This is a genomic window from Pseudarthrobacter sp. HLT1-7 (genome assembly GCF_059383435.1).
Window position 1 is genome coordinate 109,312 of the sequence record NZ_JBWZCH010000009.1, and the last position, 12,523, is coordinate 121,834.

A 12,523-nucleotide genomic window follows, 5' to 3' on the forward strand; every position below is an offset into this window, starting at 1 on the left:
GCTAAGCGGGTTCCTTCGTTGCCTCATCCGCAGGCTGGTTACCGGTACCGGCTCCGGACGTCCACTCCCAGTTCCGGATCTCCGGCATGTCTTCGCCGTGGGTGCGGATGTACTGGCGGTGCTCGATGAGCTTGTTCTTGAGCTCCTCACGGACATGCGCTGAAACGTCCTTCAGCCGGGGCACGCGGTCGATGACGTCGATGGCCAAGGTGAACCGGTCGAGCTGGTTGAGCACGCACATATCGAACGGCGTGGTGGTGGTGCCTTCCTCCTTGTAGCCGCGGACGTGGATGTTGCCGTGGTTGGTCCGGCGGTACGTGAGGCGGTGGATCAGCCACGGGTAGCCGTGGTAGGCGAAGATCACCGGTTTATCCGTGGTGAACAGGGCGTCGAAGTCCCGCCCGGACAGGCCATGGGGATGTTCCGTGTCATCCTGCAGGCGCATGAGGTCAACCACGTTAACCACCCGGATCCTCAGATCCGGGAATCGCCCGCGGAGGATGTCGACGGCGGCCAGGGTCTCCATTGTGGGCACGTCGCCGGCACAACCCATGACCACGTCGGGTTCCCCGTCCGCATCCGAACTGGCCCAGTCCCAGATCCCGATGCCTTTGGTGCAGTGCACGATCGCCTGCTCCATGTCCAGGAACTGCAGTTGCGGCTGCTTGCCGGCGACAATGACATTGACATACTGGCGGCTGCGCAGGCAGTGATCGGCCACAGACAGGAGTGTGTTGGCGTCCGGTGGCAGATAGACGCGGATGACGTCGGTCTTCTTGTTGATCACATGGTCGATGAACCCCGGGTCCTGGTGCGAGAACCCGTTGTTGTCCTGCCGCCACACATGCGAGGTCAGCAGGTAATTCAGGGAAGCTACCGGCCGGCGCCACGGGATGTCGTTGGTCGTGGTCAGCCACTTGGCGTGCTGGTTGAACATCGAGTCGACGATGTGGATGAACGCCTCGTAGCAGGAAAAGAATCCATGCCGGCCGGAGAGCAGGTAGCCTTCCAGCCAGCCCTGGCAGGTGTGTTCGGAGAGGATTTCCATGACCCGACCGTCGCGGGCCAGATGGTCGTCCTCTGGAACGGTCCGGGCATTCCAGGCCCGGTCTGTCGCATCGAATATAGCCCCCAGCCGGTTGGAGTTGTTTTCGTCCGGGGCGAAGACCCGGAAACTATCCATGTTCGCTGCCATGATGTCCCGAAGGAACGTCCCCAGCACCCGGGTGGATTCCACGGCACCGGTGCCCGGAAAGGCGACGGGCACGGCATAGTCGGCAAATTCGGGCATGCGCAGGTCGCGCAGCAACAGGCCGCCATTCGCGTGCGGGTTCGCGCTCATGCGCCGCTCCCCGACCGGATGCAACCCGCGGACAGCGGCCACCGGCACCCCGTCGTCGTCGAAGAGTTCCTCGGGGCGGTAGCTGCGCAGCCACTGTTCCAGCACGGCACGGTGGCTGTCGTTTTCGCGGGCCTGGGTGAAGGGCACCTGGTGCGAACGCCAGCTTCCCTCCACCTTCAACCCGTCCACTTCAACCGGTCCAGTCCAGCCCTTCGGGGAGCGCAGGACGATCATGGGCCAGCGGGGCCGTTCCGTCCGGCCGTCCTCACGCGCGCTGCGCTTGATCTCGCGAATCTCCTCCAGGCAGGTATCCAGGGTCCGGGCGAAGTCCTGGTGCATCTGTTCCGGGTCGGAACCTTCCACGTAGTACGGTGTGTGGCCGTACCCGCGCAACAGCGAGTCCAGTTCGCCATGGCTGATCCGGTCCAGGACCGTGGGGTTGGCGATTTTGTAGCCGTTCAGGTGCAGGATCGGCAGGACGGTGCCGTCCCGGCCGGGGTTCACGAACTTGTTGGAGTGCCAGCTGGCGGCCAGCGGGCCCGTCTCTGCTTCGCCATCACCGATGATGGCCGCCACGATGAGGCCCGGGTTATCGAATGCTGCGCCGTAGGCGTGCGAGAGCGCGTATCCGAGCTCCCCGCCCTCGTGGATGGACCCCGGTGTCTCCGGGGCCACATGGCTGGGGATGCCGCCGGGAAAAGAGAACTGGCGGAACAGCCGCTTCATCCCCTGGAGGTCCAGGGAAATATTTGGGTACGTCTCGCTGTAGGTGCCTTCCAGCCAGGCCGACGCCACCGGACCGGGTCCGCCGTGGCCGGGGCCCATGATGTAGATCATGTCCAGGTCCCGTTCCATGATGGTCCGGTTCAGATGGGCGTAGATGAAATTCAGGCCCGGGGTGGTGCCCCAGTGCCCCAGCAGCCGCGGCTTGATGTGCTCCGGCAGGAGCGGTTCGCGCAAAAGCGGGTTGTCCATGAGGTAGATCTGACCGACGGAGAGGTAGTTTGCGGCCCGCCACCAGGCATGGACGCGGTGCAGCTGGTCCGGGCTGAGGGCGGGTTCCCGGGTCTGCGGCAGCTGATGGTTTGTCATGGAGGTCCTGTCTGTCTTTGAGAGTAAGGGGGACGGGCCGCCGGGCGGCGTTTAACGGACGTCGCTTGGCTCCGGGGCGGGTTCGGTTTTGACAGTGCGTCCGGTGGCCTCGCCGGGCTCCGGAAGGCGCAGGCGCTTGAGCAGCAGGGCGTTGACGGCGACAATGACGCTGGAGCCGGACATCGAGATCGCGGCTATTTCCGGGCTGAGCCTGATGCCCAGTGAGGCGAAGAAGACGCCGGCAGCGATGGGCAGGGCGATGACGTTGTAGCCGATGGCCCACCCCAGGTTCTGGCGCATCTTGCGCAGGGTGCCTTTGCCGATGCGCAGGGCGACGGGAACATCCAGCGGATCAGAGCGCATCAGGACCACGTCGGCGGTCTCGATCGCCACATCTGTTCCCGCGCCGATCGCGATGCCCAGGTCAGCCTGTGCCAGGGCAGGGGCGTCGTTGACGCCGTCCCCGACCATGGCGACCCGCTTGCCCGCGGCTTGCAGTTCTGCGATCTTTGCTGTCTTGTCACCGGGCAGCACCTCGGCGATGACCGTGTCGATGTTCAATTGCGAGGCGATGCGCTGGGCGGTTGCCTCATTGTCCCCGGTGAGCATGATGACTTCGATGCCGGCTTCGTGCATCGCCGCGACCGCCGCAGCTGCCGTCGCGCGGACTGCGTCGGCAAGGGCGATGACTCCTGCCGCCCTGCCGTCCACGGCAACCAGGACCGCCGTTCGCCCCGTTGACGCCAGTTCCTGGCGTTGGTCGGCCACAGGGCCGATGTCAATGCCCTGGGCGGCCAAAAGCTTGCGGTTGCCCACAAACACCTGGCGTCCCCGGACCGTCGCTCCGGCGCCGTGTCCGGGAACATTGCGGAACGCCGTTGCAGCCAGGGTGGGCACACCCCTGCTCTTCGCATAATTGACAACGGCGGCGGCGAGGGGATGCTCGGACTCCCGTTCCACGGCGGCCACGAGAGCCAGCAGTTCATCCTCGTCAATGCCGACGGCGATGAAGTCGGTGACTTCCGGCTTGCCCTGGGTCAGGGTGCCGGTCTTGTCCATGACAACGGCTTCGATACGGGCAGCCGTTTCCAGGGCCGTGGCGTTCTTGAACAAAATGCCCCGCTTGGCCCCCAGACCGGTGCCGACCATGATGGCCGTGGGTGTGGCCAGGCCCAGCGCGTCGGGGCACGTGACAACCACCACGGTGATGGCAAAGAGCAGCGCCGTCTGGAAGCTTGCGCCGGTCAGCAGCCACACGGCGAAGGTGGCACTGCCGCCGATGAGCGCGACAAAGACGAGCCAGAACGCCGCCCGGTCAGCCAGCCGCTGCCCCGGAGCCTTGGAGTTCTGGGCTTCCTGGACCAGCGCGACGATCTGTGCCAGTGCCGTGTCGGCGCCGACCTTGGTGGCGCGAACCCTCAGGGTTCCGGTGGTGTTGACGGTGGCGCCGGTGACTTTGGAGCCAACGGTCTTGGCAACGGGGAGACTCTCTCCGGTGACCATAGATTCATCGATATCGGATTCGCCGTCTTCAACGGTTCCGTCTGTGGGGATTTTGGACCCCGGGCGCACCAGCAGCAGGTCCCCGGGCACGATATCGGAGGTGGGAACTTCCACCGGTTCCCCGTCCCGGATCACCACCGCCTTGGCCGGCGCCAGTTCCAACAGCGTCCGGATCGCGTCGTTCGCCCCGCCCCGTGCACGCATCTCAAACCAGTGCCCCAATAGGACGAAGCTGGCCAGAACGGTGGCGGCCTCGTAGAAGACTTCGCCGCCGCCGGTCACGGTGACGACCAAGCTGTAAACCCAGCCAGCCCCGACACCCACCGCGACGAGGACCATCATGTCCAGTGTCCGGGCACGCAGCGCCCGATAGGCGCCGTCGAAGAAGATCCAGCCCGCATAGAAAATGACCGGCACGGACAGAATCAAGGCAAAGACGTCGTCCCGCAACCCGAAGGGTGCCGGGACCGTGAACCCGAAGACATCCCTGCCGATCGGTGACCAGAGAGTAATCGGCACCGACAGTGCGGCTGCCACAACGAATCGGTTCCGCATGTCCCGGATCATCGACTCCATCGACATTCCGTCGCCGCCGTGGCCGCCGTGGCCCATGACTTCCTGGGCATCCCTGGGGGCGCGCTGGGGGTGAGCGGTATGGCCGTCATCCCCGCCACCATGACCCTCATGACCCTCATGACCTGAGTGGTCTTCGGGCCCGGGTCCGGTGCGGCCTTCGGGGGCAGGCGGATGGCGCTCGGCGGCACCGCGGCCGGGGCGTACCGACGGCACGGAACCGCTTTCGTGCATCGGATCACAGATGTGGTTGGGCACGGACTGACCGGAACAGTGGTAGCCGCAGTCTCGCACCCAAGTAGTGAGGTCCGCGATGGAGGTCTTGGCCGGGTCGAACGTGACGTTCGCCGTCTGCGAGACCGGATTCGCTTCCACGCTGAGCACGCCTGGCCGGCGCGACAGCGTGGCTTCAGCGACGCTCTTGGACGAGGCCCAGTGAACACCTGCCACCTCCATGACCGCGATTTGTGTCCTATTACTCATGCCGGAAATTCCTCTCGGGACTCGTTAGTAGTTGAAGTTGCTGGTTGAAAAAGTGTCCGGTCGTCGCTCCTAGGGCGCACACACCGGGCGCAACAGAGGTGTGGTGGGCCTGGAAATGAGTTTTGTCTGGCCCGACGGTCCAGCTGTCGCCGGAGTACGTATGGCCTGCGGTGCGTGGACGCCGTGGGGACGTCGGTCCCCCGCGGATCAGAGTCCGGAGGACAGAGGACTCCTACACGCGGCTGATCGACAGCCGGATGAGCGATACAGGGTGGAGGGGCGCCCCGGGAGCCTCAGGCAGCGCCCCGGCCGGCTGTTCTGCTGCCTCGGTGGAGGGGAGGCTGCCTGGAGGTCCCGGGACTGAGGTGGCAAGGACTGCTGACGACAGCACATCCGGGCACGTCACCGACAAGCCCAGGTTCATGGGGCAATGTTCAGGAAGGAACGGGAGGGGTTGGTTCCCCGGGCCGGAAACCGCGACGACAGCCTCGTCGCCGGGAGGGGCAAGCCGGGGGCCGGCAAATTCAGCGCCCTCAGTGTCGTACGAATCGAGGATGCGTCCTGTAGAGGCGGGTGACGCTTCTTCGGCAGCCGTCATCGGCAGGTCAAGTGACCCCGTCATTGCGACAAACAACGACAGAACCGCGATGAATGCAGCCAGGTAGGAAAAATCATGCTGCCATCGCATGGAATGCCGCACTTTTCCCCACCCCCGTGTTCATCGCGAATAGTGCCAGTGGATTTCGCCCACTGCGGCGATCATACCGGGCCGGCTGCCGGGGAACCTAAAGTACTTGTCAAACGAAGCCGGGTCATCGCCGTGATTTTCTGCATGCACTAAAGCCCCGGACCCTGAAGGACCAGGAGCGTGCGCGGGGGTAGCTTGAGATCAGGCCGATCAGACACAGTGGAACAGTGCGGCCGGAACCGGTAGCCCGGACTCGCTATCCTGGAGATTTGGCGGCATCGGGGGTGGCACGCCGCTCGGTACGCCGGCAGCTCCGACGGGATCACCGGCCCAGCCGCCCCCTGCCTCGCACCCGGATGGGGTGACCGCAAGATCAGACCCTCCCTGCCGGTTTGGCTGATGGCTGATGGCTGACGGCCGGCAGGTAAAGGTACACATACCCTGAGGGGTAGGCAATCCCGAGTGGCGGAAGGAATCGATGTGAACCACTCTGTCGGCCCGTCGCCGGCCGTTCTGCACTTTGCAAACGATACCCCTTGGGGGTATGTTTGAGGTGTTGTCAGTGAAGTGGTTTGTCCAGGCCCGCGGAACCGCCGGCCGTTACAGCCGTTCAACCCCAGCATCCCCCCTCACGCCTTCTGCAAAGGAACGAACTGACATGTGCGGAACAGATATCCGGACCGAACTTCCCCTTTCTGCCGCGGAACCCTCGGGTTGCAGCTGCTGTTCACCCGATGCCGGGACGCAAACGCCTGTCCCCGTCGAGGGCTTCGAGTATTTTGTCGAAGGACTTACTTGCGGGCACTGCGTTCAAACGGTTGAGAACGCGGTCAAAGCCGTGGACGGCGTGAAGTCGGCGACCGTGGATCTCGTCGCCGGAGGGGTATCCCGTCTGACCGTGGCCGGAACCGTTACCGGCACCGCGGTCCGGGACGCTGTATCCGGCGCCGGATACAGCGTCGCTGCTAATAACTAATCCAACCCGCACGGAGCCGGGCAACCTTTCGGTGCTGGCACCCATCATCCTGACCATCCCACGGCTGCACCGGGTGAAACTTGATCCTTAGCACGATCGTTAAGCCTGCAGACGCCGCCGCCCGCTTGGCCCGGTAGCGTATACCGTAGGCAACCCGCACAAAAGGAGGTGCCCTATGACCGACGTCCTGTCCCGCCATCTTGGGCCCTTCCTCCGCCGCGCGGGCCTGCTGGCCGGACTGCTGTCCATCATCGCCGGGATCGTCGGTATGCACACCATGACCGGTTCCCACAGCGTTCCGACATCCGCCGGCGTACCGGCAGCGGAAATGCTGCAGGCGATGCAGTCATCAGCTCCGGAACACACTGCCCTTGCTGGCACATCGGCCATAGTCAGTTCAGAATCAGCTGGGACGGGCTCCTTGCCGGAACCGGCGTGCACTGACCAGGCCGGGTGCGCGATGATGGCTGCCATGGATGCGACGTGCATCCCGTCCCCCGGCAACGCTTCCCTGGCAGCCCCACTGCCGGGAGACGCACCTTTGGCAGCGCACGATGATGCCGGCGCGCCGTCCCAGGCCTCCACGTCCTCGTACCTTCCGGGAAGTCCTTCACCGGGCGACCTCTGCATCAGCCGGACGTAGAAGGCGGAGCTGCGCCGTGTCCTGCCCGGCGCATCAGCCTGACCCTGACGCGCCCTGCCGGGACTCCGGCCTCATTGCCGTGCGCGTCAACAGCCGCCGGCTTTATGCGCCGGTTTGACGTCTTGAAGGACCCGATTTCCATGAAGAAGATTCTGACCCTCTCCGCCGCAGCCATCGCAGCCGCGATCGCGCTGGCCGGATGCTCCACGGGCTCCGCCGGATACGGCGGCAGCATGCCCGGCATGAACCATGGCGACTCCGGAATGTCCTCGAGTTCCGCTCCTGCCGTTGCCGCGGACCACAACGCCGCAGACACCATGTTCGCCCAGATGATGATCCCGCACCACAAGCAGGCCGTGGAGATGAGCGACACCATGCTCAAGAAACAGGGCCTCAACCCGAAAGTGAGTGCCCTGGCTACCAGGATCAAAGCCGAACAGAACCCGGAGATCACCACGATGATGGGATGGCTCAAGAGTTGGAACGAATCCGCCCAAATGTTTGGCGGCATGCCCGGAGGCGGCATGGACGGAATGATAAGCGGCGATGACATGTTGAAACTGGACGCAGCGCAGGGCACCGAGGGGGCGAGTCTTTTCCTCACACAGATGATTGCCCACCACGAAGGCGCCGTGATGATGGCCAAGACCGAAACCACCGACGGCAAGAATCCCGACGCCGTGCAGCTCAGCAAGAACATCGTCACCTCCCAGGAAGCGGAAATGCAGGAAATGAAGGACCTGCTGGCCAGCCTCTAGCAAGCGGCTCTGCCGGGCCCGGTCATGTCCGGGACCGGAACCCTTTTGGTTCCGCCCGATACTTGGAGTTCTTTGTGCCACTTGAATCCCCTCCGCGTCTCCGCGCAGCTGCAGTCTCGGGCGCAGCAGCCGCAATTGTCCTGCCCCTTGCCTCCTGCTCCGGCCTCCGTCCCGGCAGTCGGCGCTCCGTCATCAGCCGGCGCCGGAACCGGTCTGCCGAGCGCGCACATCCACGGCCTGAACGTCAGTGCCGAAACAAGCCAGATACTCCTGGCCACCCAAGAAAGCCTGTAAGACATGTCCAAAAAGCCGGCCGTCAAGATCGGTCCAGCCAACGACCTCATGGGATTCACCGCCGCCATGGATCAGGGCGTATTCTACGTTTCCGGCCATCCGGGCCAGGACTCGTTGCTGCCCACCCCGCCGGGCCTGATCAAGACATCCTGACGGGCGCCACGATGCTCATCATCCCGGGCGGGCCAATGGTCACCGGGTTCCAGGTGACGTGGATCAATGAGCTCCAGAACCGCACTAAGAACTTCCTCACCCCTATCTAGTCCCGCACCGCCATGGACCGCCATGGCCTGTTCACAAGGAAACTCATATGAACACCCACCCCGATTACCGCCTGGGCCGGCGCCGCCTTCTGGGTTTGTCGGTTGCAGGTGCCGCCGCGGCGGCCCTCGCCGCGTGCTCCAACACACAGGCCCCCGCGGGCATGCCGGAAAGGGTCATGCCCGCTGACGCTCTCGTCGCCGACTACGAAGCCCGGCGGACGTTCGTCGGAAAAACGGTCACCCAGAACCTGACGGCCGCATCTTTCCAGACAACAGTCGCCGGGAAGCCGGTCACGACCTGGGGCTACAACGGCAACCTCACCGCCCCGGTACTGCGGGCCACGGCCGGGGACCGGCTCCAGGTATCGCTGGCCAATAACCTCAAAGATCCCACCGTCATCCATTGGCACGGCCTTGCGCTGCGGAACGATCAGGACGGCGTCCCGGGCGTCACCCAGGATCCGATCGCCGCCGGCGCCGGGTTCACTTACGATTTCCGCCTCGCCCACCCCGGCACGTACTGGTACCACTCGCACATGGACATGCAGCGCGAACGCGCCCTCTACGGGGCACTGATCGTCGAGGACCCGGAAGAAAATCTCGTTTACGACCGGGACTGGGTGATTGTCCTGGATGACTGGATGGACGGCATCACCGGAACCCCCGAGGATGTCCTGGCAGAAGTGTCCCTAGGGATGGGGATGTCCGGGATGTCCATGCCCGGCATGGACCACGGATCCATGTCGGGGTCCATGGACGCCTCTCCCTCCCCTTCCGGCGCAGACGGAGCGACGGGCATGGGAATGAAGCACATGCTGATGGGCTCGCGCAGCGATTTCCTCGGCGGCGACGCCGGCGACGTGCGCTACCCGTTCCATCTGTTCAACGCCAAGGCGCCCGACGAGGCAGAGATCCTGGCCGCCACGGCAGGTCAGGTCGTCCGGCTGCGGATCATCAACGCCGCCGGCGACACCGCCTACCGCGTCGGTATCCCCGGCCAGAAGCTCACCCTCACCCACACCGACGGATTTCCCGTCCAGCAGCAGGATGTTGACGCCGTCGTGCTCGGCATGGGCGAACGCATCGACGCTCTACTCACTGTCAGGGACGGGTTCACCCCCGTAGTGGCATTGCCCGAAGGCAAGACCGGCCAGGCTCTGGGCTTTATCAGCACCGGCAGCGGCACGCAGCCGGTGCCCGCGACCCTGCCGGGCAAGTTGGAGGGCACCGTTGTGGACGGCGGCCAGCTCAAGGCCGATCCCGCGGTCACCCTCGCGGCCAGAACCCCGGACCGCACCCACGAACTTAAACTCACCGGAGGCATGGAAAAATATGACTGGGGTATCAACGGGCACCGCTTTGATATGGACAAGCCGTTCGAGAACGCCTTCGACATCAAGGCCGGCGAACGCGTCGAGGTGAAGTTCACCAACGACACCGACATGTGGCACCCCATGCATCTGCATGGACACACGTTCCAGGTCGGTGCCGGCGGTGCCCGCAAAGACACCGTCATCGTCCGAGCCAAACAGAGCGTCACGGTGATCTTCGACGCCGACAACCCCGGCCAGTGGCTCACCCACTGCCACAACGCCTACCATGCCGAACGCGGCATGGTCGGCGTCTTCTCCTATGTCAAATAAGGGACCCCGACCATGAGCACCGCTGTCGTCACAGAACTGTTCTTCCCCTCCCCGACCGTCAGTGCCTTCCAGCTCGGGCCGTTGACCATACGCTTCTACGCCCTCGCCATCCTGGCCGGCATCGTGGTGGGTGTCTGGCTGACAGCCCGGCGTCTCCGGGCCCGTGGCGGCACCACATCCCAGACTCTGGACATCGTGGCCTGGGCGGTGCCCTTCGGCATCGTCGGCGGCCGGCTCTACCACGTCATCACCGACAACCAACTCTACTTCGGCCCGGGCAAAGACCCCTGGGCTGCACTGCGGATCTGGGAAGGCGGCCTCGGGATCTGGGGAGCCGTCGCCCTCGGACTCGTCGGCGCCGGGATGGGTGCCCGGCGGGCCGGCGTCCCCTTCGCGGCGTTTGTGGACGCGGCAGCCCCCGGGCTGCTCCTGGCCCAGGGCTTGGGCCGGTGGGGGAACTGGTTCAACAACGAACTCTACGGCGAACCCACAGACCTGCCCTGGAAACTCCAGATCCACAGCATGAATCCGGCCACCGGCCAGGCCCTCACCGCCGCCAACGGCACGCCGGAGATCCTCGGCTACTTCCAGCCGACCTTCCTCTACGAATCGCTGTGGTGCCTGGCCGCCGCGTCCGTGCTGATATTCCTGGACCGCAGATACAAGCTCGGAGCAGGATCGGTTTTTGCCCTCTACGTGGTGTTGTACACCGCCGGCCGGTTTGCCTTCGAACTGATGCGCTCGGACCCCGCCAACCTGATTCTGGGTCTGCGGGTGAACACCTGGGCCGCCGGGCTGCTCTTCCTCGCCGGCGTTGCTCTCTTCCAACGGCTCAGTTCCCGTCCCCGCTCCGCCGTCCCACCCGCATCCGTCCTCAGGGAGAACTCAGACTCGCCCGGCAAGGAAATCCCCGCGTGAGCAACACCCAAAGGCCGCAGGAGTACCCACACTACGAGGGCCGCTGGGCGCGCTGGTGGCGGCCCAGGCCGCCCGGGCTGCCGCCCGGCAAGGAAATCCCCGCGTGAGCAACACCCAAAGGCCGCAGGAGTACCCACACTACGAGGGCCGCTGGGCGCGCTGGTGGCGGCCCAGGCCGCCCGGGCTGCCGCCCGGCTGGAGCCACGAGCTGAGGCGCCCGGACCGCCGTCGGGCGTAAGCTCGAGGGATGGCGAGATACTTCGATGTTCATCCCGAAAACCCCCAGGCGCGCTCCATCCTCCAGGCCATCGAAATCGTGCGTGGAGGTGGCCTGATCGCCTATCCGACCGACTCCTGCTACGCTCTGGGCGCCCAGCTGGGAAACAAAGATGCCCTAGACCGGATCCGGGCTATCCGCCACCTAGACAACAAGCACCACTTCACGCTGGTCTGCAAGGACTTCGCCCAGCTGGGGCAGTTCGTGCAAATCGACAACGATGTATTCCGCAGCATCAAGGCGGTGACGCCTGGCAGCTACACCTTTATCCTTCCCGCCACTAAGGATGTTCCGCGGCGACTGCTGCACCCGAAGAAGAAGACCGTCGGAGTGCGGATCCCGGACAACCACGTAGTCCAGGCCCTACTGACGGAACTGGGCGAGCCTCTGCTGTCCAGCACGTTGCTGCTGCCGGATGAGGAAGAGCCGCTGACGCAGGGCTGGGAGATCAAGGAGCGGCTGGACCACGTGGTCGACGCCGTGATCGATTCCGGCGACTGCGGGGCCGAGCCGACCACTGTGATCGACTACTCCAGCGGTGTGGCAGAAATCATCCGGCGCGGCATGGGCGACCCGTCCCGCTTCGAATAGAAGTGCCTGACGGCCTTACGCGGGTGACGTGCCGGCGGGTGCCCGCCGCTGCGGCCGGTGCCGCAGCCAGCGCCGAGTCAGATCAGTGGCGGCCAGGATACCTGCGACCGGCGAAAGGACCGCTGCGGTGTAGACGAACAGCAGCCACGTGATCGTGGTCAACAGCGTCTGGTTGGTGCTCAGCAGGGACAGTCCGCCGAACAGGCCCAGCGCCCAGAACAGGACCACGCCGGACAGCACGGCCGCGGCGGGAAAGTACTCGTTCGAGACAGCATTCTTCAAAGTTCTCAAAGTTTTCATGGACCCTCCTCATGCCTGGCGGTGGGGAAAGTCCGCCGGGGTCAAACCAAGTATGGGCCCCGTTGGAACCGGATACTTGACGAATACGGGCCACGTGATCAAGCTAACTCCGTGACGTCCGGGGGCTCCCAATGCCGGCTTCGCCCGGCGGCCCGGACCCGAGTATCCGGGCCGGCAGA

11 protein-coding genes are annotated in these 12,523 nt (G+C 64.8%); 7 read left to right on the forward strand and 4 right to left on the reverse strand.

All coding sequences use genetic code 11. The features are described from left to right. Nucleotide 1 precedes the first annotated feature (1 nt). From AC50X6_RS10905 to AC50X6_RS10915, 3 genes are all read right to left on the reverse strand, one after another. Nucleotides 2-2,434 (reverse strand): phosphoketolase family protein, encoded by a 2,433-nt coding sequence (locus AC50X6_RS10905; RefSeq protein WP_494966227.1) that lies wholly within the window; start codon nucleotides 2,432-2,434, stop codon nucleotides 2-4. Nucleotides 2,435-2,485: 51 nt separating this feature from the next. Continuing rightward, entirely contained in the window at nucleotides 2,486-4,993 is a 2,508-nt protein-coding gene (locus tag AC50X6_RS10910) for a heavy metal translocating P-type ATPase (RefSeq protein WP_494966228.1), read from the reverse strand. A 232-nt stretch (nucleotides 4,994-5,225) separates the two neighbouring features. Beyond that, nucleotides 5,226-5,681, reverse strand: a complete 456-nt coding sequence (locus AC50X6_RS10915) for a hypothetical protein (RefSeq protein WP_494966229.1) — start codon at nucleotides 5,679-5,681, stop codon at nucleotides 5,226-5,228. Between the two features lie 658 nt (nucleotides 5,682-6,339). On the opposite strand from AC50X6_RS10915, the gene AC50X6_RS10920 reads away from it, so the two are divergent. The 7 genes from AC50X6_RS10920 (at nucleotide 6,340) to AC50X6_RS10950 (ending at nucleotide 12,044) form a co-directional block, all read left to right on the forward strand. After that, nucleotides 6,340-6,657 (forward strand): heavy-metal-associated domain-containing protein, encoded by a 318-nt coding sequence (locus tag AC50X6_RS10920; protein WP_494966230.1) that lies wholly within the window; start codon nucleotides 6,340-6,342, stop codon nucleotides 6,655-6,657. A gap of 175 nt (nucleotides 6,658-6,832) precedes the next feature. Continuing rightward, on the forward strand, nucleotides 6,833-7,300 hold the full coding sequence (locus tag AC50X6_RS10925; protein ID WP_494966231.1) for a hypothetical protein: 468 nt from the start codon (nucleotides 6,833-6,835) through the stop codon (nucleotides 7,298-7,300). Between the two features lie 140 nt (nucleotides 7,301-7,440). After that, nucleotides 7,441-8,058 carry a DUF305 domain-containing protein gene (locus AC50X6_RS10930; RefSeq protein ID WP_494966232.1) on the forward strand — a complete coding sequence of 206 codons (618 nt, stop codon included), beginning with the start codon at nucleotides 7,441-7,443 and terminating at the stop codon, nucleotides 8,056-8,058. Between the two features lie 297 nt (nucleotides 8,059-8,355). Then, a complete protein-coding gene (locus AC50X6_RS10935) occupies nucleotides 8,356-8,505 on the forward strand; it encodes a hypothetical protein (RefSeq protein WP_494966233.1) in 150 nt (49 codons plus the stop codon). A gap of 157 nt (nucleotides 8,506-8,662) precedes the next feature. After that, entirely contained in the window at nucleotides 8,663-10,258 is a 1,596-nt protein-coding gene (locus AC50X6_RS10940; protein ID WP_494966234.1) for a multicopper oxidase family protein, read from the forward strand. A 12-nt stretch (nucleotides 10,259-10,270) separates the two neighbouring features. Continuing rightward, on the forward strand, nucleotides 10,271-11,176 hold the full coding sequence (gene lgt / locus AC50X6_RS10945) for a prolipoprotein diacylglyceryl transferase (RefSeq protein WP_494966235.1): 906 nt from the start codon (nucleotides 10,271-10,273) through the stop codon (nucleotides 11,174-11,176). A 247-nt stretch (nucleotides 11,177-11,423) separates the two neighbouring features. Then, the gene (locus AC50X6_RS10950) at nucleotides 11,424-12,044 is read left to right on the forward strand and encodes an L-threonylcarbamoyladenylate synthase (protein ID WP_494966236.1); all 621 of its coding nucleotides are present in this window, start codon (nucleotides 11,424-11,426) and stop codon (nucleotides 12,042-12,044) included. Between the two features lie 15 nt (nucleotides 12,045-12,059). Here the strand turns inward: AC50X6_RS10950 and AC50X6_RS10955 are convergent, their stop codons facing one another. Next, nucleotides 12,060-12,344 (reverse strand): hypothetical protein, encoded by a 285-nt coding sequence (locus AC50X6_RS10955; protein WP_494966237.1) that lies wholly within the window; start codon nucleotides 12,342-12,344, stop codon nucleotides 12,060-12,062. Nucleotides 12,345-12,523 lie beyond the last annotated feature (179 nt).

Bases quoted from the DNA above. Each gene is read 5' to 3' on its own strand.
- AC50X6_RS10905 (WP_494966227.1), bottom strand. From the start codon at position 2,434: ATGACAAACCATCAGCTGCCGCAGACCCGGGAACCCGCCCTCAGCCCG.
- AC50X6_RS10915 (WP_494966229.1), bottom strand. From the start codon at position 5,681: ATGCGATGGCAGCATGATTTTTCCTACCTGGCTGCATTCATCGCGGTT.
- AC50X6_RS10925 (WP_494966231.1), top strand. From the start codon at position 6,833: ATGACCGACGTCCTGTCCCGCCATCTTGGGCCCTTCCTCCGCCGCGCG.
- AC50X6_RS10930 (WP_494966232.1), top strand. From the start codon at position 7,441: ATGAAGAAGATTCTGACCCTCTCCGCCGCAGCCATCGCAGCCGCGATC.
- AC50X6_RS10910 (WP_494966228.1), bottom strand. From the start codon at position 4,993: ATGAGTAATAGGACACAAATCGCGGTCATGGAGGTGGCAGGTGTTCAC.
- AC50X6_RS10950 (WP_494966236.1), top strand. From the start codon at position 11,424: ATGGCGAGATACTTCGATGTTCATCCCGAAAACCCCCAGGCGCGCTCC.
- AC50X6_RS10935 (WP_494966233.1), top strand. From the start codon at position 8,356: ATGTCCAAAAAGCCGGCCGTCAAGATCGGTCCAGCCAACGACCTCATG.
- AC50X6_RS10920 (WP_494966230.1), top strand. From the start codon at position 6,340: ATGTGCGGAACAGATATCCGGACCGAACTTCCCCTTTCTGCCGCGGAA.
- lgt (WP_494966235.1), top strand. From the start codon at position 10,271: ATGAGCACCGCTGTCGTCACAGAACTGTTCTTCCCCTCCCCGACCGTC.
- AC50X6_RS10940 (WP_494966234.1), top strand. From the start codon at position 8,663: ATGAACACCCACCCCGATTACCGCCTGGGCCGGCGCCGCCTTCTGGGT.
- AC50X6_RS10955 (WP_494966237.1), bottom strand. From the start codon at position 12,344: ATGAAAACTTTGAGAACTTTGAAGAATGCTGTCTCGAACGAGTACTTT.